The 23166-nt window shown below is 62.4% G+C and carries 13 protein-coding genes and 1 CRISPR repeat array (1 of these 14 running past the window's edge); of the genes, 5 read left to right on the forward strand and 8 right to left on the reverse strand.

Features of this window, described 5'->3' with window-relative positions:
* Nucleotides 1-5069: a CRISPR direct-repeat array (repeat unit 36 nt; unit sequence GTCTCAATGGAGTCCGGCCTAGATGGCCGGAACAAT); it begins 297 nt to the left of the window's first position.
* Nucleotides 5070-5241: 172 nt separating this feature from the next.
* The 7 genes from cas2 to EL272_RS13065 form a co-directional block, all read right to left on the reverse strand.
* Complete coding sequence (gene cas2 / locus EL272_RS13035; protein WP_014847685.1) at nt 5242-5526, reverse strand: CRISPR-associated endonuclease Cas2; 285 nt, start codon at nt 5524-5526, stop codon at nt 5242-5244.
* 3 nt (nt 5527-5529) lie between these two features.
* On the reverse strand, nt 5530-7194 hold the full coding sequence (locus tag EL272_RS13040; RefSeq protein ID WP_061787695.1) for a CRISPR-associated endonuclease Cas4/Cas1: 1665 nt from the start codon (nt 7192-7194) through the stop codon (nt 5530-5532).
* A gap of 2 nt (nt 7195-7196) precedes the next feature.
* A complete protein-coding gene (gene csb2, locus EL272_RS13045) occupies nt 7197-8669 on the reverse strand; it encodes a type I-G CRISPR-associated protein Csb2 (protein ID WP_159424550.1) in 1473 nt (490 codons plus the stop codon).
* A 2-nt stretch (nt 8670-8671) separates the two neighbouring features.
* Complete coding sequence (gene cas7g / locus EL272_RS13050; RefSeq protein ID WP_061787693.1) at nt 8672-9610, reverse strand: type I-G CRISPR-associated RAMP protein Csb1/Cas7g; 939 nt, start codon at nt 9608-9610, stop codon at nt 8672-8674.
* Complete coding sequence (gene cas8g1, locus EL272_RS13055) at nt 9607-11802, reverse strand: type I-G CRISPR-associated protein Cas8g1/Csx17 (protein ID WP_061787692.1); 2196 nt, start codon at nt 11800-11802, stop codon at nt 9607-9609. Before cas8g1 ends, cas7g begins: the two co-directional genes overlap by 4 nt.
* Nucleotides 11799-14300, reverse strand: coding sequence for a type I-G CRISPR-associated helicase/endonuclease Cas3g (gene cas3g, locus EL272_RS13060; RefSeq protein WP_159424549.1), 2502 nt, complete (start codon nt 14298-14300; stop codon nt 11799-11801). The genes cas8g1 and cas3g overlap by 4 nt, the downstream gene beginning before the upstream one ends.
* 736 nt (nt 14301-15036) lie before the next feature.
* Entirely contained in the window at nt 15037-15912 is an 876-nt protein-coding gene (locus EL272_RS13065; protein ID WP_061787690.1) for a hypothetical protein, read from the reverse strand.
* Nucleotides 15913-16006: 94 nt separating this feature from the next.
* Here EL272_RS13065 and EL272_RS13070 point away from each other — a divergent pair, with 94 nt between their 5' ends.
* Both EL272_RS13070 and EL272_RS13075 read left to right on the forward strand, forming a co-directional pair.
* Nucleotides 16007-16444: a Rieske (2Fe-2S) protein gene (locus EL272_RS13070; RefSeq protein WP_051015068.1), complete on the forward strand. Its 438-nt coding sequence runs from the start codon at nt 16007-16009 to the stop codon at nt 16442-16444.
* Nucleotides 16441-16944, forward strand: a complete 504-nt coding sequence (locus tag EL272_RS13075; protein WP_014847691.1) for a flavodoxin family protein — start codon at nt 16441-16443, stop codon at nt 16942-16944. The genes EL272_RS13070 and EL272_RS13075 overlap by 4 nt, the downstream gene beginning before the upstream one ends.
* Nucleotides 16945-17184: 240 nt before the next feature.
* Here EL272_RS13075 and EL272_RS13080 read toward each other — a convergent pair whose 3' ends face one another.
* Nucleotides 17185-17676 carry a hypothetical protein gene (locus tag EL272_RS13080; RefSeq protein ID WP_126409474.1) on the reverse strand — a complete coding sequence of 164 codons (492 nt, stop codon included), beginning with the start codon at nt 17674-17676 and terminating at the stop codon, nt 17185-17187.
* A gap of 928 nt (nt 17677-18604) precedes the next feature.
* Between EL272_RS13080 and EL272_RS13085 the strand changes: the two genes are divergently transcribed.
* Genes EL272_RS13085 through EL272_RS13095 form a run of 3 tightly spaced genes read left to right on the forward strand, consistent with a single transcriptional unit; the run spans nt 18605 to nt 22925 of the window.
* Nucleotides 18605-19192, forward strand: a complete 588-nt coding sequence (locus EL272_RS13085; RefSeq protein WP_051015069.1) for a TetR/AcrR family transcriptional regulator — start codon at nt 18605-18607, stop codon at nt 19190-19192.
* Nucleotides 19189-20934 (forward strand): ABC transporter ATP-binding protein, encoded by a 1746-nt coding sequence (locus EL272_RS13090; protein ID WP_061787689.1) that lies wholly within the window; start codon nt 19189-19191, stop codon nt 20932-20934. The genes EL272_RS13085 and EL272_RS13090 overlap by 4 nt, the downstream gene beginning before the upstream one ends.
* Nucleotides 20931-22925, forward strand: coding sequence for an ABC transporter ATP-binding protein (locus EL272_RS13095; RefSeq protein ID WP_061787688.1), 1995 nt, complete (start codon nt 20931-20933; stop codon nt 22923-22925). The genes EL272_RS13090 and EL272_RS13095 overlap by 4 nt, the downstream gene beginning before the upstream one ends.
* The last annotated feature ends 241 nt before the right edge of the window (nt 22926-23166 follow it).

Genomic DNA, 23166 nt, shown 5'->3' on the forward strand with positions numbered 1-23166 from the left:
ATGAAGTCCGGCCTAGAAGGCCGGAATAATCCACGCGGATTCGTACCCGGAGCCATTGCCGGCGCAGTCTCAATGAAGTCCGGCCTAGAAGGCCGGAACAATCATGATGTCCGCCATCATCGACGCCTACAGGCGCGGTGTCTCAATAAAGTCCGGCCTAGAAGGCCGGAACAATCGGCGCTAACTGCAACCCCGCATTGAAAGAAAGGATTGGGTCTCAATGAAGTCCGGCCTAGAAGGCCGGAACAATCCAATGCAACCAAACCAAAGGCACCCGCACCCTCAACGTCTCAATGGAGTCCGGCCTAGATGGCCGGAACAATAGCAACCAACCGGAGCTGGACCTGTGGGGACTCCCTGTCTCAATGGAGTCCGGCCTAGATGGCCGGAACAATAAGCCGAGCACTGGTACAACAACCGCGAGTACGGTACGTCTCAATGGAGTCCGGCCTAGATGGCCGGAACAATGAACCTCCACGTTTTGGGTCCTGATAGGAATTACTATGTCTCAATGGAGTCCGGCCTAGATGGCCGGAACAATGAGGGGTGCATCAATCGGATTCAGGATGCACACGAGCGGTCTCAATGGAGTCCGGCCTAGATGGCCGGAACAATTCAAGTTCGCCACCCACCCCTATTCTGCGTTCGAACTGTCTCAATGGAGTCCGGCCTAGATGGCCGGAACAATATCAGCCCTCAACGGCCTTGCGCAACTTGGCTTCACTGTCTCAATGGAGTCCGGCCTAGATGGCCGGAACAATCGCGAAGCCCACGCCAACGGCCACACTTGGCGTTCGTCTCAATGGAGTCCGGCCTAGATGGCCGGAACAATGGGCGCGGCAGATCTATCTGGTGTCGCGTAACACCAAGTCTCAATGGAGTCCGGCCTAGATGGCCGGAACAATGTCTTCGGTAAAGCCTATCAGACCGAGGAAGGTATCTGGAGTCTCAATGGAGTCCGGCCTAGATGGCCGGAACAATGGCCTTCATAATGTCAATCACCTTCACCGCGGAATTGTCTCAATGGAGTCCGGCCTAGATGGCCGGAACAATGCGGCCCGGCATGATGACTGTCAATGATGCCAACGTCTCAATGGAGTCCGGCCTAGATGGCCGGAACAATCGAGGCCAAAGTCATCGTAGCCTTCCCTGTATGCGTGTCTCAATGGAGTCCGGCCTAGATGGCCGGAACAATCCCCCATGTTGCCGACCTTCTCGCCGCCGGCGCGGGGTCTCAATGGAGTCCGGCCTAGATGGCCGGAACAATATGTTCATCATATGAACCCAATGGACGTCCAGATGCTGTCTCAATGGAGTCCGGCCTAGATGGCCGGAACAATGTACGCGAGTTTCTGGCACGTCCCTGAATGGGCGGTGTCTCAATGGAGTCCGGCCTAGATGGCCGGAACAATTAGCCCCAACAGCCTGGGCGACCAGACCGAAGACTGAGTCTCAATGGAGTCCGGCCTAGATGGCCGGAACAATATGAGGGTCGGTGGCACGCTACAGGCGCTCAATTTGCGTCTCAATGGAGTCCGGCCTAGATGGCCGGAACAATTGAAAGACATGCCCATCGCGTATATTCGTCGCCCGCCGTCTCAATGGAGTCCGGCCTAGATGGCCGGAACAATTCGTAAGGACTTTGACCTCCGCCTCGACGAAATCGAGTCTCAATGGAGTCCGGCCTAGATGGCCGGAACAATGACGCCGAACTGCTGTACGTCCGCGCCCTGCAATACGCGTCTCAATGGAGTCCGGCCTAGATGGCCGGAACAATCCCTCGCGGAGGCAATTCGTTTCTCCTTGTGCTCACGTGTCTCAATGGAGTCCGGCCTAGATGGCCGGAACAATCCACGAACGTCGTGAGGAAACCCGAACGGAGACTCCAGTCTCAATGGAGTCCGGCCTAGATGGCCGGAACAATGGGGTCCTTGCTCATGGGGCCGGTCCCGAAGGTCACAGTCTCAATGGAGTCCGGCCTAGATGGCCGGAACAATGCCTATCGAGAAGTGTTTGGGAGGCCCATGTCAAAGTGTCTCAATGGAGTCCGGCCTAGATGGCCGGAACAATGGTCACAGTCAAGGGCCTTGAGGCTTTGGGTGCCTGAAGCGTCTCAATGGAGTCCGGCCTAGATGGCCGGAACAATAGGATTGTAGCCGGTATATGTACCAATGATGTCACTGTCTCAATGGAGTCCGGCCTAGATGGCCGGAACAATGAAGCACTGAAGGCCCATATCAAGGGCCTGAATGAGTCTCAATGGAGTCCGGCCTAGATGGCCGGAACAATCCCTGTTCGCCGAGGGTATTTTGGTTGACCCTTATTGGGTGTCTCAATGGAGTCCGGCCTAGATGGCCGGAACAATATTCAATCAATAAATTGCAGGGCGGTGCAAGGGATTAGTCTCAATGGAGTCCGGCCTAGATGGCCGGAACAATCCTCTCGTACAGCGATATTTACGACTTCTCAAGTGTCGTCTCAATGGAGTCCGGCCTAGATGGCCGGAACAATGTTGGGCAACAAAATCAGAAAGCCCGGTGTCCGAAAGGTCTCAATGGAGTCCGGCCTAGATGGCCGGAACAATGGTCTTTGTGACGTTGATAAGGACGTCACGCCTGAAGTCTCAATGGAGTCCGGCCTAGATGGCCGGAACAATTGATTCTTGATTCGTAGTGCTCACTGACTACTTCCTGTCTCAATGGAGTCCGGCCTAGATGGCCGGAACAATAGAATATCGATTGGCCCGTGCCGTGAGCCAGCTTAGCGTCTCAATGGAGTCCGGCCTAGATGGCCGGAACAATTATCCCTCCAACTCCGCGCACCGTTATTTTTCCCGTGTCTCAATGGAGTCCGGCCTAGATGGCCGGAACAATTCGACATGTCATCAAACCCACAAACCCACAAATCAACGTCTCAATGGAGTCCGGCCTAGATGGCCGGAACAATAAGCAACCTCGGACGGCCAAAGACGTTCCGACATGTGTCTCAATGGAGTCCGGCCTAGATGGCCGGAACAATACGAACCACGCGACAACCGAACGCGAACCCCCTCACGGTGTCTCAATGGAGTCCGGCCTAGATGGCCGGAACAATTGAGGTATTCGGTGGCGGCGAAACGAGAATTGTTCTTGTCTCAATGGAGTCCGGCCTAGATGGCCGGAACAATGGACATTGAAGCCGCATTCGACGCCCTGTCGACAGCAGTCTCAATGGAGTCCGGCCTAGATGGCCGGAACAATGGGACTACCGTGGCAAGCTCCTTCCCGATCACCGAAGGGTCTCAATGGAGTCCGGCCTAGATGGCCGGAACAATATCGTCAAAAACCCATACCTGTGCCTTGTTGTGATTGTCTCAATGGAGTCCGGCCTAGATGGCCGGAACAATATGATCTTCACAAGGAGTTGAATGAAAATCCCGTGTTGTCTCAATGGAGTCCGGCCTAGATGGCCGGAACAATATTCCTGGCGGAACTGGCTTGTTGAACAAGGTTACGTGTCTCAATGGAGTCCGGCCTAGATGGCCGGAACAATGAACGTGCGGGTGAAGACCGTTGACCAGGTTGCCGTCGTCTCAATGGAGTCCGGCCTAGATGGCCGGAACAATTCGTGTCCACCATCTACATTGATGGGGCCCGCCCCTGGGCGTCTCAATGGAGTCCGGCCTAGATGGCCGGAACAATGGGTCCGATTTGGTTGAGTATTTTTATGACATCAATGTCTCAATGGAGTCCGGCCTAGATGGCCGGAACAATATATCAGCCTGCCGGCCCGTACCCCGTACCATTGCATGTCTCAATGGAGTCCGGCCTAGATGGCCGGAACAATCGTACATGTACTGCCACGCCCAGAAAGTCCTCGTGTCGTCTCAATGGAGTCCGGCCTAGATGGCCGGAACAATCCGCCACTGGATAAGAAGAAAATGGCCGGTTACACGAACGTCTCAATGGAGTCCGGCCTAGATGGCCGGAACAATCTGGCAAACGGACCAAGCAGACATCCCTCAGGCCATCAGGTCTCAATGGAGTCCGGCCTAGATGGCCGGAACAATCTGTAGAGGCCGTTGCTCGCCTGTATGGTTTCTCCGAATCGTCTCAATGGAGTCCGGCCTAGATGGCCGGAACAATACGCGCAGTTGCTGAATGAGTATTTTGAGTCTTTCGTGTCTCAATGGAGTCCGGCCTAGATGGCCGGAACAATGATTCCCTTGTCGTCCTCCGTCACGGTGTGATGAACGTCTCAATGGAGTCCGGCCTAGATGGCCGGAACAATGAACCAGGACATGGGCGACTATTTGGTTCGTGCAAGTCTCAATGGAGTCCGGCCTAGATGGCCGGAACAATAGTGTCCCACTTGTCTATTGCAGCCTTTGCTTTCGTAGTCTCAATGGAGTCCGGCCTAGATGGCCGGAACAATCCTCACCAGCGACGCCATCGGCTTCGGCGACCTTGACCGTCTCAATGGAGTCCGGCCTAGATGGCCGGAACAATGAGGTATCAGTGGTTTCCTTGTGAGTGGGAGTCTTGTCTCAATGGAGTCCGGCCTAGATGGCCGGAACAATAAGTTGATCATATTGATGGAATTAAAGCAATTGAGAAAGTCTCAATGGAGTCCGGCCTAGATGGCCGGAACAATCTGTGGGCCTCCCTACAGGAGGCCACAGAGTTCCGTGTCTCAATGGAGTCCGGCCTAGATGGCCGGAACAATCCGAGGCAGACCTCGTCCTTGAACGGCTGATAGACCTGTCTCAATGGAGTCCGGCCTAGATGGCCGGAACAATTCGTTCGGCACCGCCGACGCTATTTCTTTCAGAGACGGGTCTCAATGGAGTCCGGCCTAGATGGCCGGAACAATGAACCGCACATCATGGCCGACCGTGGCGACAAGAACGGTCTCAATGGAGTCCGGCCTAGATGGCCGGAACAATCGAAGTATCAAGGCGCAACCAACGCCCAGATCATCAAGTCTCAATGGAGTCCGGCCTAGATGGCCGGAACAATCTTTCTCGACGAGAAGGGGCTTCTTGCAGCAGTTGCGTCTCAATGGAGTCCGGCCTAGATGGCCGGAACAATAGCTCGCCTCGGAAGGCCGCCTTGACTAGGAACTTTACCAGCACCTGCGAGCTCTCCGCACCGCCGGGTCCTATAAAACCACTCTGTTGAGTTGTCATGGGGTAAAACACCTAGTCAAACCCCTTCGAGCGCTCCCTAGGGGAGGCGACATGACCGGAGGTCTCGCAGCGGCTCACACCACCACGGGTCCCTCGTCGGGCAACCTACGCGGTACCCCAAGCATACGGATGTCTGCGTCTTGCGGGGCGCCGAGGTCGATCACCACCACCGAGTCGTAGGCGAGTGCGATCACATCACGAATGTCCCGTTCCCACATTGCGAGTTCAGCCTTGCTCAGGTCACACACGAACACCGAGTACTGGAGCCACTTCCCGTAGCCCTTCATGAGGTTGAAGGTGGCTCGCAGCCGCTTGGGATCCGATATGTCATAGGAAATGAGATATCTTCGTCGGGCCATGGGTCACCTCGTCATCAATGGGGTGTAGGAATCCAGTTCTCCCGTGAAAGAAGCCGCCAGCACCCGTGCCTGAAGATCCAGCACCCTCCGGTACGACACCTGATAGCCGAACAGCGGGTGCTTCAGCTCCATTTCGAGGCGGCGTTCGTGCGCTTGGATGACGGAACGTCGCCCATCCGCGGTCAGTGCCACCCCGAGATGTCCCCGCATGAAGCTTTTCTCGTTGATTTCGCCGTTGTTGAGGCATTGCAATGCGACGGATTCCGCCACGAGAGCGCGGAACTCCTCGGCCAGATCGAGGGCGAGGGCGGGTCTGCCGTAGCGGGGCTGGTGCAGCACCCCGAGGAAAGGATCCAGCCCCACCCCGGTCAGCACCGCGACGAGGTCCTTTGTCAACAGGCTGTAGCAGAACCCGAGCACCGCGTTGACGGGATCGGGTGGTGGACGTCGCGCCCTGCCGTGCGCCTGGAACTCGGCCGCGACCTCGAGTCGGGGAGACAGCAGCTTGTGGAACTGCCCAAAGTACAGTCGCGCTGCCGTGCCCTCGATCCCGAGCAGCGTCTCCAAGGACGCAGCGGATTCGGTTTTCGCTTCCAGTTCCTTGAGCTGCTCCAGAACCGAATCGTCCAGCGACACCTTCGCGTTGCGGCGCAGCAGCACCCGCTGGTTGTGGATCTTTCCCCGGATCATCTGCTGCGCGAACCGCAGGCCATGGACGCTCGCCAGCACCTGCCGTCGCCTGAGCGTCACGTGACCGTTCATCGGGCCCTGCGACCATCCGTCGAGCCAGCCCCCGTAGCTGAGCCAAATCACCATCGCGCCCCTGCGCCACAATGCCCTGAGTGCCTGGGTGGTGATCTGCACGTTTCCCACCACGCACACCTGGGAGACGTCGAGGAGTCGACGCTCGGCCACCGTCTCACCTTTGACCGCCACCAGCAGGCGGCCACCGGACACCTTCACCGACGCCCCCTGCGTGTTCACGTACACGGGTCTGGCGTCGGGATTCTTGACGATGATCCGACGCGGCTGCTCGCCGGAACGTTCGAGCAGATAGTTCGTCTCATCGGGCATGCACAGCGGCGCCAGCGAGCAGCGGAGGCAGCGCGGGTCGTTCAGCAGCGGCGGGGGCGGAAGTTCCTGCGCAGCCACCTTCCGCGCCAACGCCACCAGCTCCCGCACCTCCGTCTCCGCGTCCTGCCCCACCTCGATCGAAGCCCTGTGATGCGATCCCAGATAGGAGATGTCGGCGCGGTTCACCGAATACCCGGCGCGTCGCAGCAGCACCGCCTGGGTCAGGACCTGCACCCGGTCGGCAGGCCACATTCCGCCTTCCCTGGGACCGGATCCCTTCTTCATGTCCACGGGACTCGACGATCCGTCCTCGTGGTCCACCCGGTCTATGACGGCCGTCACCCCGAGGTCCGGATCCGACAACGCCACCTGGATCGAGGTGAACGGTTTCTCCTCCTCATCGGGCGCGGGCATCCGCCCGGAACGACGATCCGTCGCGTCGTGGGCCACCGAACCCTGGATCGTGTCGTCGTTGTGAGCCCAGCGGCCGTCCACCCATTCGAGGTGGAACAGCCGCTGGCAGTACACCAATTCGTTCAGCATCCTCGCGGGAACCAGCTGCGGTTCCGCCGAGTACTCCCCCTGCGCCGGCATGGTTATCGCTCCACCGGCCGGAACAATCCGAAACCGAAATGCGAGAGGGACCCGAGCACCAAAGGCTCCGGGCGTTCCCCGAGGCCCTTCGGCAGAGGCTCGTCGAAATCCAGCCGCAACAGCATCCCGCGGCGACGTCGCGCCATCGATTCGTTCCAGCGGTATCGACGGAACCTCACCACATCCCGGTTCTCCCAGTCGGCTAGCAGCTTCACCCTCACCGGCGGCGTGCCCCCGGGGTGGCGGAAACCGAGTTCGCGTTCCACGAGTTTCTGCGCGAATTCCTCCCGCGGTTTGTTCTGCTTGGGGAAGCGGTCGGTCAGGAACGGGGTCACGGACACCCACGTGGTGGCATCGGCACTGGTGTATTCGTGCATCACCGTATCGACGGGTCCCATCAGCTGCAGGTGCAGTTCAGCTCCGGAGCGATACCCCTTGGGCGCGTTGCTCCAGCGCGGCAGGTACCTCGCCCCGGCAAGCCGGGAAAGCGTGTCGGCGGGTATCCCGTCAGGCACCCACAACACCAGGTCCTCCACCTGCCCCGTCAGCTCACCGCCGGCACCCAGCGTCGGCAACCAGAGCCAGTGGGAATGCCGATGCTGGGGGCCATCGTCGAAAACACCGTGGTGTCCGGCCAGCGCCTCGACCCCACTGCCCTGCTCCCGCAGGTCCGTGTTCTCCTTCTTGGTGCCTAGGATGCGGCCCCGGAGTCCATGGGCAGCGAGAATGCCGTCCTCGACACGGAAGGGGGCGGTGGGTTCCAGCCGCCACCGAACGGTCGTGGGTCTGAGCAGGTCATTCACCTCGCAATGGGCGGGAGCACTGAGGGCTTCTCCGGGCAGCTCGTACCGAACCCACCGGGAACCGCTGGGGTATCGGAGACGGGCCTTTCGCATCTCCAAGGAGGAGGTTTCGAGTTGCTTCCTGGTCACGCCAGGTTCGGGCACCAACACCTGGGTGTTTCCCGTCTCAGAAGGACGAACCCACCCTTTCTCCTGCTGGGAATGCTCGTCGGAGAGCAGCCACGCCTCACACCGCGACTCCGCCCGCCCCAGATAGGGCAGTTTCCTCAACAGTCGTTCCAAGGCATCACGCTGTCCGGCGGGCAGGGTGAGATTCGGCCAGCGGATCACCACCTCGGCCTCGCCGTCCAGGTTCAGCCGAGGGTCGAGCTGGAGCGACGTGGAATGCTTGACACCCTCGAGGAAATCCGGATTGGGCATGTAGTGCCGGGTCTGCGACGGCCTGGCAGCCGGCAGCAGATATTCCGGAGGTTCGGTGGCGAGCCCGGTCAGCAGGTCGTCGATCATCTCTTCGGGTATGTCGTCGCAGCGGGTGTGCCAGACGCTGATCAGGGCGCGGAGCAGCCGCCAGGGTGACGGCGGCCACTCGCTGATCCCCTCGTTGAGGGCATGGTCCCACCCGTTCGCGTGGTACTTCCCTGTGACAAAGCGCAGGGCCACCTGGGTAGGCACGGTCACTTCCCCCCACCGGTCCATTTCAGTTCCGAGATCGGCGCAAGATCACCGTGCTGGTCGATGGCCTGCCGCAGCTTCGCGGTGGCCTCGTCCAGGGTGGGGATCTTGGCGAGGTCCTCGCAGTCCTGGTCCACGACCAAGTGGCATGCGGTGCGCAGCCGCAACCCGTCCTGCCTGAACAGGCTGGCCAGTTCGAAATCGACGAGGGCGTTCAGCACCGCCTCGGATTTCTCGCCGAGACCGTAGGACTTGATCTGCCCATGATCGACGACGACGGACGCCGTGATGTCACGGGCCGTGTACTCGACCCGCTGGTGCGGCACCATGCCGTAGCCCTCCTTGGCTCCCCGCCCCTCGTCGTTGCTGGGGTTAACCGAATCCGTCTTCACCCCACCGGAGACCGCGGGACGAACATCGAGAGCGTCGATGAAACAGGTGATGGCCCGGGCGATCTTAGGCTGGGAGGGCCACTGTTTCTGGGCGAAGAACACGCCATGGATCAGGGACACCGGGTCCAGATCGAAAATGGCCTTGGCGAGGGCGCGGTGATCCACCAGCCTGCCCTTGACCAGCCCGAGTCTGTCCTCCAACCAGACCCGCCCGGTCCCACCGTCGATCTTGGCGTCCATCAGGTAAGCGCTGGCCAGTCTGTGGGCCTCGAGACGGGAGCTGGTCAGGAAACCGCCGCCAGCATCGACAACGCGCACATACGGCAGGCCACGCAGCGCCTCCGCCTGGTCGTTGGCCGCCGGATCCCAGGTGCACAGTTCCAGTCGGTTCGCCATCGACTGGGGCGATTCCAGGTGGAGGGCCTGCACCCATCCCTCGCCTGACACATGGGCCTGGTAGGTGGCCGCCCCGAGATCGGGGAACCCGGTTGGCTGGAACCGGAACCCGACGGCGGGTCGGAGGGTCAGGTTGAGGACGGTGCTGGTCATTGCAGTGCTCCTTCGTAGAGGTCGGTGGTTTCGTAAGGTTCTGTGTTCTCGACTTCCGGTGCGCTCCTTTTGAGCGCCCACGGCTTCGAGGGCGCGGCCAGGGCCGCGAGGATCCGTGGTCCCAGACCTGGCCGGGAAATACGTGCAGAATGGGTGTGGACTTGGATGTCGGTTTCCCCGGTCCGGGGAAGGCTGATCGTTCCTCGGCTGATCACACCGCTCGCGGCGCGATGCACGTCGGCGACACGGTCGGCACGCAGCTGAAGGGACCAGCTGGGTTCGAGCCCCACCACAACTCCCGTCGCGTCCGGCGCCGTTTCCCGCACGCGCACGGACCCGGACGCGAGGGCCTGGAGAATCGCCAAGGTCGGGTCCAAGAACAAGCACTCGCCATCCGGTGTCACGTTGTCCATGTAATTTCCGCCGCTCCAGTCGACGGCCAGGAAAGCCAGCAGGTGATGGGTGACGAGGTCGTCATCGAGAAGTCCCCCAACCCAGGCGTGGATGTCGGTCCAGGACACCAGGTACCGATGAGACAGGAAGGGCAGCCATCCCCGGGCAAGGCGGGTGCCCTCCCCCGGATGCTGCGCCAGCCACACCACCAGGTCCGCCAGCACGTCGACGGTGGGTCTGACTCCGAGACCCGGCACCATCACCTCGGGGTCAATCGGATCTTTGGGATTCTTGGGATCTGCGCCAACAAGCAGGCGACGAATCGGCTGCCCACCGCTTCCCCCGCCCTGCTGAGAAGCGGTGGGCGGCAGGAAGGTTGCAGAGGCGATCCCGGCGGCAATCCGCGCCTCGGGGCTTTTGAGGAACAGCTCCCGGCACACAGGGATGACGGCATTCGCCGGCACCAGCTTCGAGGGATGTCCCAGTTCCTCACGGTTTTTCCGGGAGCGCAAGGCCGTCAGCTCCAGCTCGGTCTGGGCCCGAAGCATGGCGATTCCATTCCACCACTCGGGGTCCCGCACGAAAGCCGTCACGCTCGCATCGAATCGACGCGCCGCGGTTTTGGACGCCACTCCACTGGCCTTGTGGAACGTCCGGGCACGGCGCAGCGGCTCCCTGGCCATGATCACCTCTGGGCGTGACCGCACCTCGACGTGATCCAGCGGAACGGCGACGAAGGCCAAGCCGTTTCGTTTGAGGAAACCGAAACGCTGAAAAGCCGAGATACCCCTGTTCACGCCGAAGGAATGCGCCGCCGCATACATGGCGACCGCGTTGTTGGCGGTTCCACCGTCCCAGGAAACCCGCGCCTCCTCGAAGACCTGGCGCAGCTCCGCCAGCGTGACGCTCTCCAACAGAGGCGCCCACAGTTCGCCGCGGCCGTCCTCGTTCGCCGAACCCGGGATCGGTCCGTCCGGGCTGGAGGAGACGGTGAAGGGAATGGCCACTCTGGAGTTCTGTTCACCCAGTTTTTTCGCGGCAGAGGCGGCGAACAGCATGGCCCCTTCCACCATGAGAATGAAAGCCCAGGGGTTGACCATGGCGTCGGCGCTGCCGAACGCGGAGGAGCCGGGGGTCCCTGCACCGGCGGGATCGCCCTGGCCCACGGAGGCCGCGAGTAGTTTTTCCGTTGACCTCCCCCACAGCAGATCCCGCATCCACGCCCGGCTGCGTTCGGGTTCCGCCCCGAGCTCCGGCAGGACATCCACCAGGCGTTGGTGAACGTTCGTGCTGAAATCCAGGCGGCCGTCGTTTCCCCCGGTACCGAGAATGGGCGGGTACTCCGTCTTCTTCGCGGTGAGGACCACGCTGGCGTCCATCCACGGCAGGGCATCGTCCGGAAGCCGGTTGCGAAGCTCCTGCACGAGGCGTTCCTTCGACCATCCCTTCCCCGACTTCGCTGTCAGAACCAAGCGGATCACAGCAAGGGTGTCCCGGTAGGAGGTGAGCCTAGCAGTGGTGGAGGATTCCAGCATCCGGATGTATTTCAGGGGTGTCTTGTCCTTCTCACCGAACCCGCTGCCGGCATTCCACGGAGAGAAAACCGGGGTGGGGACGAAGTCCCGGACGAAGAACTCGGTGATGTCCTCCACCTCGGTGTCCATGCGGAACACGCCGGCGCGCCAGCCGAACCGCGCGGCGGGATCGGCCTGTTCGGAAACTCCCTTGGCCACCCCGAGCGCCGCCAGGTAGTTGATCAGGGGAACACACCCCAGGCCGGGAAACACGTGCGTGGTCATTCTTCGGTTCCTTCCGCGACGGGGAGTTCGAGGTTGGCGCTGGCCCGCCAGTCAGCCATGCGCACCAAGGTTTCGAGATAGGCCAGACGGAACGGTCCGAGGCGCTCCAGAAGGGCCAGGGCGTTGGTGGTCCAGGAGTCGGGCCCGCTCCGGAAGATGCCGAGGTCGACCACTGATTCGGGCAGCTCGATGCCCGGAAGCGTCACGGCATTGATGGGTTCCTTATCGACGCATCCGAGGAAACTCAGGCCGTCAACTCCGTCGTAGCGGGGATCGCGGGCGGTGATGCGGATGTGTCCGTGATGCGCCGCGATCAGATACAACACGAGAGGATGCAGCTCGGGCTCCACTCCCAAGTCGATCAGCAACTGCCGTCCGGCATCGGTACGCAGCATGAACACCGAGATCAACTCGTGCCGGAATCCGGAACGTCGCTCCACCCGGGCGTTCTTCTGCTCACCCACCTTGAGTTCACGCCGCACTCGGAGCGGGGCGGTTCCCGGCGATTTCGCGTACAGCTGTTCCGGGGCATCGGGAGGTGTGTCCTCGTTCGCATCCAGCAGTGCCCGCGCCCAGTCGTAGTGGGCCTTGCCGAGGTCGTGGAGCACACCGGCGACAGCCGCGGCGTGCAGGTGCGCGTCATCGATCCCGGCCGGGCGGAGCACCTTGGCGAGGGCCTCGGCCTGTTCCCGGGTGTCCGCGAGGTGCTGGTGCAAAGTGACCCAGCCGTTTCCTCGGGCCCCGGCGTCCTGGGAACTGGTGACGCTCTCGGGAGTGGTCGCATCCCGGAGGTCGTCCGCATCGACGTGGTCCTGGACCGTGTGTTTCTCGGCGGGGTCGAAACCGTGTTCGATGCTGTAGCCGCCGAGCCCGGCCTCCACCAGGATCAGCTGTTGGGGTCGCAGCTGGTCCGCTCTCGCGGGGATCCAGCGGTCATCCTGGATCGAGAAGGTCCAGGCCCGCTGGTCTCTTCGTTCCCTGATGTCCTTCCGGTTCAGCAGTTTCTTCGCCCGGCTCATCGAAACGCCACAGCGAAGCGGCTGGCCGGGGACCTCAGTCGTCAGCTTTCCTTGTGCAATGGAGCCATTCGGTATCCAGGCCAGCTGAACGTCGAGGTCCTTGTCAGGACGGATGTAGCAGCTGATGTCGACGTCGTTGCCCGTCAGGTCAGGGGTGGTGTCAAACAGTTGACGGAAGTCGCAGCGACGCAGGATGCGCAGTTCCAGATCCTCCGGCGGTATGTCGTCGCCCAACCGGTGGAGCTGGGCGCTGGTCAACGACATACCCTCCGCGCGCCTCAAAGCCTCGACCGCGCACGCAACCTGTTCCAGGTCGTACGGATGTCCTTTGGCGGATTCGCGCCAGTGAACCACCGCTTCCCCCACCGGATACCGGGCAGCCCTGTTGCAGCGCCCGGCCCGTTGTACGACGGACGCCCACGGCGCGGCCTCGGTGATGAGGGTGCGTGCATCGATGTCCACCCCGGCCTCGATCGCCTGGGTGGCGACGACGATCCCTCCGTCGCGGGCGATCCCGCGCAGCTTTTCGAGCTGGGCCTTGCGTTCCACCCCACGGAACTGGGAGTGGATCAGCAACCTGGGCTCGTCCGGGGTCAGTTTGCCGATTTCCCGGTAGGCGTCGACGGCTGCGTCAACCGTGTTCACCACCACCAGGGTGAGGGTCCCGGGTTGGTGGCGTTCAACGATCTGGGCGGCGAACTCCTTCGGTTTTTCGCCCAGGGGAAATTCCCTGATCGTTCGTTCGGCCGACATGCGCCGGAGCAGCTCCGGGGACTCCGACGACTCGTCGATCTCCAGCACGTCGGCGCCTTCCCAGGGGTTGTCGACAGTGTCCAGGACGCGTTCGTCTACGGTGGCCGACATGATCATGAGCTGGCTCGGCTCCGCCGTGCCGAGTTCCCGTTGGAAAGCTGCGAATTGACGCAGGGTGGCGGTGGCCTGGGGTGCGAGCTGGACCTCGTCGACCACCATCAGGGTGCCGTTCCCGATGAGCGCGAAGTCGATCGGGTAGGACGCCCGGAAGGTTCCGTATCCTCGTGCAAGCCCCCGCGACACCCCCATGTCGACGGTGCCGATGACGATGCTGGGGCGGTGCAGGTTCATGCGCCAGTCCTGCTGGGAGGACCGGATGTCGCGGCCACCCATGAAAACGTGCACGCCGACCGCATCCAACAGCCCGAGCCGGTCGAGCCAGCCACGGACCGTTTCCTCGTACTGCTCCACCAGCGTGCGCGAGGGCAGGAGGACGACCAGTCGCCGCGGGGTCGCCGCCCGAACCGAGGCATCGGGGTGAAAGAGCAACCGCCAAACATAGGCCAGGACCACGGCCGTCTTGCCCGATCCCGTCGGCGCCCGCAACGCGTCGGGGAAACCTTCGTCGGCAAGGCGCACCTGATACCGGTACGGGTCGCACCCGTCCGGCGTGCCCTCCGAGCGGGTGGCCCGCCGGAAGCACTCAGTGAAGTTCGAGAACCGCATCATCGCATCCCTTCAAGCTGTCTCCACCTACCTATGACGGCCAGACCGCGGTCAGTCCCCCAAAAAATTTTCGGTAGGTCGTCCCCACGGGGACGATCGTAACAGAAGTTGTTTACCCACTCTTCAAGATGTATCTTCGGAGAAGGGCCCGGGGCGGCTGCATTGAGGAAAGAGCGGGTACCTGCGACCCACGCAAACAGAGCATCGTCCGCCCCGGGCTGTGACCTGGGAGCAGCTGGTGAAAGAAGGGCGAACCGGATGAAGCGACGACGAAAGGCGAGGATACGAAGCGGCGCTGGTTCCCTGCCCTCGAGGAAACTGCTGCGGAGCATAACCAGCCGGGGTCGTTACGTTCTACGCAAAACAAAACCCCGGCGACATCATTCCGAGGAACGAGGGGTCATCCGGGGTGTTCGCGATCCATTGTGCCAGATGAGCAGGGCCGACGAGACCTGATCCGGGTGCCTTCAGTGCTGGCGGCCAAACCGCAGTCCGGTTCCGGATCGGGCGGCCGATCTTCTTGACCCCACGGCCGCACGCAGATTCTTGACCCAGAAGGAGAGCGTCAATTCCGAGAAAGCGGCCTCGGTCAGGGCCGGCTGCGGTAGTCCGGGATCAGACGACACGACACCGGCGCCAGCCTCGCTAGGGGTCGAGGGACCTCGTCCTGTCGACCTCAACCAGGCCCCCTACCTCGCATACGAGTGACGCAATACCACCCCGTCAGGCTTCCCAGCTACAGCTGCGGGGCGTGAAACAGGCTGGTGAAATCGGTCAACAGCAGGTCTGAGATTCGCTCCTGGTCCCATGTGATGCCCGGGTCGGGTTCGATGTATGAGAAGATCCCGTTTGTCGATGCGAAGGTCTGTGGGCTCCATTGGCGCGGTTCCGACATGCCGAAGGCCCGGAGTCGCATGGTCTCCGCCGTGACGGTTGTGTCGTATTGGGCGCGAATCAGGAACCCCGTGAAGGCGGCGCCTGCTGCCTCGGACATCTGCCGGAATCCTGAGGGGCCCGCCAGAGGGGCACGCAGACGGTATCCCGCAAATGCCGTGAACTGCCCGTACAGCTGGGCGCGGGCTTCGATGCGTCTCTGATCGGATACATGCAGTGCCGCGGTAGCGGAGGTGCGGAGTTCGGGATCGGTCAGCGAGGGGGACGCGGCGCTGAGTGCTGTGTGCAGATGCCAGCTCGGTGATTGCAGGATGCTTTCGAAGTCACCTTTGACGAGCGTCCGGGTCAGGTCGACGATCAGGTTCCGGCGCCCTTGAGGCGTGGCCAGCGCTGATCCATCACCGACCATGTCCGCGATGATGGCCGGGACCTCGGCCACGAAATCGGAGGTGAGGTACAGCCCCTTGGCCAGCTCCACGAGAACGGCATTCCCGAAAGCCTCCTTGGTCGACCATTGGCGATAGGCGGTGGCTCGCGCCACGCGTGCCCGTTTGATGGCTTCCTCGAAGTTGAGCCTCCCAAGTCCCGTGTCCAAACCGACCTCGGAGACGATCTCGACTCCAGCAGCGAGAAGCCGTTCTCTCACCCCCAGCGCCGAGGAACCACCGGACAGGGATTGTTTCCCCCTCCTCCGAGGGTTGTTCTGCGCCCTGCTCACAGGCTCCCGTCCTCCTTCTGAAACGCCCCGCGTTGCACTTCGAATCGTTGCACGATATCGTACTTGATACACAATGTCTCATTTAGGAGTGAGTATGTATCGAGACGGGGAGGCGTCACCGCACGCGTGTACACGCCGCACGCTGATCCACACCTCACTGGGCCTCGGCGCAGGCGCCACCCTCGCCGTCGTGGGCCTGCCGGGATGCAGCGTGGAGCGCAGTGGCGACGGCGGCCCCCAGCGCGTCCAGAAATCCGATGTACCCGTAGGCGGCGGGGCCCTTGCCGGGTGGTACGTGGTGACGCAGCCGACAGCGGGAACCTTCCACGCCTACTACGCGGCCTGCCCCCACGCCGGTGTGAAGGTCAACCGCATCGAGGGACAGGAAATCATCTGCGACAGCCACGGCGCCCGGTTCAGCACAGACAACGGGGCCGTACTCAAAGGCCCCACAAAGAAGTCCCTCACCCCTGCCCCATTCACCACCGACGGCGACGTCCTGGTCATCAGCATGCCAAAGGAAACGGAATGAGCACACTCATCATCGTCGAGTCATACTTCGGCAACACACTGCAAATCGCCCACGCCATTGCGGACGCCCTGCCCAACGCCAAGCTCCAGAGCTTCGACGAAGCACCCGATGCCATCCCCGACGACATCGACCTGCTACTGCTGGGCGCCCCAACCCACGAAACCGCGCTGCCTAGCCCCAAAAGTCGGCATTCGGCCGCTACCCGTAACTCCGCCGGCAGCACGAACCGCGTCCAACCACCTCCGCAGCGAGGCCTTGCGGAGTGGGCCAAGCACGCAACCATCCCCGCCGGGACTCGAACCATCACATTCGACACATCCGCCGGAAGGTTCGCCACCATGTTTGGCTGCGCCGCGAAAGCAGCTGCCAAACAGCTGCGCACACGGGGCTTCCAAGTGGAACGCGGCCCCTCCTTCACCGTCACCGCTGGCGATGTCCTCGCCACCGGCCAACAGGAGCAAGCCGCACAATGGGCCGCCAGCCTGCTCTCCAAAAATTAGCAGAATAAAACAATGAAAGACAGCCGCTGCCACAAGCCTTGACCGCGACCAGACCCGATGGACTTGTGCGAACTAATCCACACCTCCTACTCCTGACACCTGGACTGCTACAGGTTTTGTGGACGGTAGTGAAAAACTTGGATTATGGTTTAGGCTGCTGTCTTGGTTTTCCTCCAGTCTTGATGTACTTCGTTCGGGGTGCGGTACCCGAGCGAGGAATGAAGCCTGATCTGATTGCAGTCAGTGTTCAATCCATGATGCCACGATCTTTGATTGCTTTTCTTCTGGTGTGGTAGATCCTGCTGGTTGACGAGTTCTTTCCTGCACGGGTGGCGTTGAATGATATCTGCTGCGGCGCTGTACGTGGCACACGCCGGTTCTTCCCGCCGATGTGAGGAAACCATACTTGTTCATGGTGGCGGTGTAGTCAGCGGACGTGTACTGCGATCCCCGATTCGAATGAAAAATCGTCACACCCTTGATGGGCTGGCAGTCCCGAACCGCCAATTTTGCAGAGCGTTTTGGACCAATTCGGTTCGCATGTGTTCCGCCATGGCGTAGCCAACAATTCTTTTCGAGCAGAGTGGTCTCGTCGCGGCCTGCCGGGTACACGCATCCTTCCCGGGTGTGAATATAGGTGATGTCACCCACCAGTTTCCGGAACTGGGGCGTCAGCCGTGAAGCCTCCTTTTCAGTCAGGTCGGGGCGCCCGGCCAGGTCGGCAGCAGGCACGGTAGTTGTGGGCCTTGGGGCAGGGTGTGGCACCTCCCTCCAGGCTGCATGAGCCGGCGCACCGTCCCTCGGGACTGGTTGCAACACCACCCGCGCTCCAAGACTTTGCGGACACGTCTACAACAGGTGGGTTTGTTCGGAGCTCGCGCGAGGAAGACACGTCACAAAAATTGGCGAGTTCCTCTACGGTGCTTTGCGGGATGTCTGACATGCCTCTGTTGCGCCAGGGTGTAGCAGCCCTGAACGCGACACCACCCGGACAGTGGCACATCACACAGGTTCCAAGGTGGTTGCCTTCCTTGGCGGAGGGGTGTAAGCATATCGTGTTCTTCGCCGGGAGTCCCGCCGCGAAGGAAGGCCGCAGCTTTATTTCTGAAATCGATCTCCAATCGGGCCCCACGCAGCTCGGCTTTGATTTTCTTGTACTCGGCAAGTTGGGCCGCCGTCATTTCCTCACCCTTGGTTCCGGAATGGGTTTTTCTCCATTTGTTCACCCAGCATCCTCACGGTTTGTGGGACCAGACCGTAGGATTTTGTCACCTAGCTGATCGTGCGGGACTTCTCAACGACCTCCAACACGACCTGCTGTTTGAACTCTTCGCTGTACTTAGCTGCGGAGATAATACAGATTTTACCTCACATGTTCGATTAAACCTGTTTTTCGTCACTTCCCACGAAACGTGTAGCACTCCAATCCGATGGCGACTTCCTGATCATCACCATGTCCAAGGACAAGGAATGAACACAGGCATCATCGTCGAGTCATAGTCCGACGACACGCCGCACAACACCCACGCCACCGCGGACACCCTGACCCAGCACCCGGCCCCAGAGCCCCCGACGAAGCGCCCGACGCCCATCGTCACTGGTCCCGATCCCCGCCTCGTTTTGAATGAGTGAGCACTCACTCATACACTGGTGCGTCGTGATGACCCGTGCCCGACCGCTTCCGCCCGCCGAACGAAGGGCGTCGTTGATTGCCGCGACCCGCCAGTTGATCCTGGACCACGGTCCCGAGGTGACCACCCGGCAGGTGGCGGAAGCCGCCAAGGTGGCCGAGGGAACCCTGTTCAGGGTGTTCCCGACCCGACGCGACCTGATCGCCGCCACCATCGCCGACCACCTCTCCCCCGAGCGGCTCGCCGACATCTTCGCCGCGGCCCCCACCACCACGACCGTAGACGAGACCACCGAGGTGTGTCTGTCCACCGCCGCCGACTACGTCACCACCTTCGGGCGTTTCATCCCCCGACCGCACCGGGGCGGCGACCAGGACGAGATCCGGTTCCGGATCATGGAGCTGTGGGAGGCCCGGGTCTGTGACATCGCGGGCTGGATGCGTGACCGCCTGGCCCCGCACGAGGCCGAGTTGACGATCCCGGTCAAGGACTTCACCCATCTCGTCATCACCCTGGCGATGGGGTATGCGCACGGCAGATCTCCCGATACCAGCTTGAACCCCGCCACCCTGGCGCGCCTCGCCCTCGACGGAGCCCGCAGGAAGGATTCCCTGTGATCGCACGACTCAACCGGCTGATATTCACGCATCTGAAGCCGTACTGGAGGGAACTGCTGGCCATCCTGGTTCTCCAGGTGCTGGCGACCGCCATGTCGCTGTACCTGCCGAACCTGAACGCACAGATCATCGACGACGGCGTCGTCAAGGGCGACACCGACCTGATCTGGCGCAGCGGCGCCCTGATGCTGCTGTTCTCCCTGGTGCAGGCGGCGGGGCAGATCGGCGCCACCTGGTTCGGCGCCCTCACCGCCATGTCGCTGGGCCGCGACCTCAGGGCCGCCATCTTCGACCGCGCCCTGTCGTTCTCCACCCGCGAAATGCGCGACTTCGGGGCCTCGTCGCTGCTGACCCGCAACACCAACGACGTCCTGCAAGTGCAGACGATCGTCCAGACCACCCTGACCATCATCGTCGGCGCCCCCATCATGATGGTCGGCGGTTTCGTCATGGCGGTGCGCGAAGACTTCGGGCTGTCGTGGATCATCGCGGTCAGCGTCGCTGTGCTGGGTGTGGCGGTCTCGCTGCTGGTGATCTTCGTCTCTCCCCTGTTCCAGCGGATGCAGACCAACCTCGACAACCTGAACCGGGTACTTCGCGAACAGATCAGCGGTATCCGGGTGATCCGCGCCTTCATTCGCGAGGACCACGAGTCGAGGCGCTTCGAGGGCGCCAACGAGGACGTCTACTCCGTCACGCTGCGCGCCTCCCGCTGGATGGTGCTGCTGTTCCCAATCGCCATGTTCATGGTGAACATCTCATCGGTGGCGGTGATCTGGTTCGGCGCCTTCCGCATCGACTCCGGCAACATTCAGATCGGCCAGATGGCCGCCTTCCTGAACTACCTGATCCAGATCCTCATCTCGGTGATGATGTCGACGATGCTGCTGTTCCTGGCGCCGCGCTCCGCGGTGTCCGCGGACCGCATCCTGGAGGTGCTCGACACCGAACCCACGGTGGCTCCCCCCGCCGACCCGGTCGCCCCGCAGGAGCTGACGGGCGTCGTCGAGTTCCGCGACGTCACCTTCACCTACCCGGGTGCGGAGGATCCGGTGCTGGCGAACGTGTCGTTCACGCTGGCCCCGGGCCGCACCACCGCGATCATCGGGTCGACGGGATCGGGCAAGTCCACCCTGGTGAACCTGATCCCCCGTCTGTACGACGTCAGCAGCGGCGAGGTGCTGGTGGACGGCGTCGACGTGCGCCGCCTCGATCCCGACGCCCTGTGGTCGCGGATCGGGCTTGTGCCGCAGAAGCCCTACCTGTTCTCCGGGACGGTGGCCTCCAACCTGCTCTACGGACGCCCCGACGCCACACCGGAGCAGATGTGGGAGGCGCTGCGGATCGCCCAGGCAGCCGATTTCGTCGAGAAACTCGACGGCGGTCTCGCCGCCCACATCGCGCAGGGCGGCACGAACGTCTCGGGCGGGCAGCGGCAGCGCCTGTCCATCGCGCGGGCGCTGGTGAAGGAACCCGCCGTCTACGTCTTCGACGATTCCTTCTCCGCCCTCGACGTCGCCACCGACGCCCGCCTGCGGGCCGCCCTGGCCCCGGCTACGGCGGACCGCGCCACCCTGATCGTCGCCCAGCGCGTCGCCACCATCCGGGGCGCCGACGAGATCCTCGTGCTGGAACACGGCCGCATCGTGGGTCGCGGCACCCACGATGAACTGCTGGCGAGCAACGCCACCTATCAGGAGATCGTCGACAGCCAGCTGAGCGCCGAGGAGGCCCAGGTATGAGCACCACCACCGGAAAGACCGGGGCCGCCACCAAACCCGCGGCCAACAAACGTCCCGCACACGGCCCGGGGAAGATCAGCTTCGGGCCCGGCGGACCCAGCGGCTCCGGGGAAACCGCGGTCGCCTTCCTGCCGTCGCTGAAGCGCCTGCTCGGGATCATGAAACCGCATCGGATCGCGGTGGCGGTCGCACTGGTGCTGGCCGTCGGCGCCGTCGTGATGTCCACCCTCGGCCCGAAAATCCTGGGGGCTGCCACCGACCTGCTGCTGGCCGGGATCGTCGGCAAGAACATGCCCGCGGGCGTCACCAAGGAGCAGGCCATCGAGGCCGCCCGCAGCGGCGGGAACGACACCCTCGTCGAGATGCTGCAGCGCGTCGACTTCACGCCCGGCCAGGGCATCGACTTCGGCGCCATCGGGTCGATCCTGGTGCTGGTGCTGGTGCTCTACGTCGTCTCCGCCGTCGCCACCTACGTCTCGAACTGGCTGCTGATCGGCGCAGCACAGAAGTCGGTGCGGCGGATGCGCAGCGACGTGGAGGCCAAGCTGCAGCGCCTGCCCCTGTCGTACTTCGACGGGCAGCCGCGCGGCGAGCTGCTCTCCCGCGTCACCAACGACATCGACAACATCTCCCAAACCCTGATGCAGACCCTGCCGCAGCTCATCAACTCGCTGCTGACGGTGTTCGGGGTGGTGATCATCATGATGTGGATCTCGTGGCCGCTGGCGCTGGTCACGCTGGTCTCGATCCCGCTGTCGATGCTGATCGTGCCGTTGATCATGCGGCGCTCCCAGAGGCGGTTCGCCGACATGTGGAAGTCCACGGGCGAGTTGAACTCGGAGATCGAGGAGGCCTACACCGGCCATTCCCTGGTGAAGGTGTTCGGCCGCAAGTCGGAGGTGGAGGCCACCTTCCGCACCCGCAACGAGGCACTGTTCAAGTCGTCGTTCGGGGCGCAGTTCCTCTCCGGGATCCTCATGCCCGTGATGTTCCTGGTCGGCAACCTCAACTACGTCATCGTCGCGGTCTTCGGTGGTCTCCAGGTGGCGACGGGGCAGATGAACATCGGCGACGTGCAGGCCTTCATCCAGTACTCGCGCCAGTTCACGCAGCCGCTGACGCAGCTCGCGTCCATGACGAACCTGCTGCAGTCGGGGGTGGCCTCCGCGGAGCGGGTCTTCGAGCTTCTCGACGCCGACGAGATGTCGCCGGAGCCGGGCCGCGGCCTGACCGCGGAGGGCGGGCACGTCGTCTTCGAGGACGTCACCTTCTCCTACAGCCCGGATCGTCCCCTCATCGAGCACCTCAACCTGGAGGCGAAACCCGGCCAGACGGTCGCGATCGTCGGCCCCACCGGCGCGGGCAAGACCACGCTGGTGAACCTGCTGATGCGTTTCTACGACCTGAACTCCGGTCGCATCCTCCTCGACGGGACGGACATCGCGACGGTGGATCGTGGGGCGTTGCGCGACAACATGGGCATGGTGTTGCAGGACACGTGGCTGTTCGGCGGCACCATCCGCGACAACATCGCCTACGGCAAGGAGGGTGCCACGCAGGAGGAGATCCTGGCGGCGGCGAAAGCGGCATTCGTGGATCGTTTCGTCCATTCCCTGCCCGACGGCTACGACACCGTCATCGACGAGGAGGGCAACAACGTCTCGGCGGGTGAGAAACAGCTCATCACCATCGCGCGGGCGTTCCTGTCGGAACCGGAACTGCTGATCCTCGACGAGGCCACCTCGTCGGTCGACACTCGCACCGAACTGCTGCTGCAAAAGGCGATGGCGGCGCTGCGCAGTGGTCGCACGTCGTTCGTGATCGCCCACCGCCTGTCCACCATCCGCGACGCCGACCTGATCCTCGTCATGGACGACGGCGCCATCGTCGAGCAGGGCACCCACAGCGACCTGCTGGCAGCGAGGGGTCGCTACCACGACCTGTACCAGTCGCAGTTCAACGCGCCCGTCGAGGAGGCCCCCGCCCCCTGAGAGGTCGCGTCGACTCAAAGCCGATTGAGGCCATCTCGTGGCGGAGGCTTTTCGAAGCTGGTTAAGCCGGACCGCTACCCTCCCACCCTGAAACTGGTTGAGCCGATCCACGAGCGCCAGCGAGCAGATCGAGTCGAAACCAAAGCGACCACGATCAGGAACCTGTGGTCCGATCCACCATTCGACTGCCCGGTGGTTTCGACACAGCCGCTCGCTTCGCTCACGAGCTGGCTCAACCAAC

Source organism: Arachnia propionica, assembly GCF_900637725.1.
GTDB classification, from domain to species: domain Bacteria; phylum Actinomycetota; class Actinomycetes; order Propionibacteriales; family Propionibacteriaceae; genus Arachnia; species Arachnia propionica.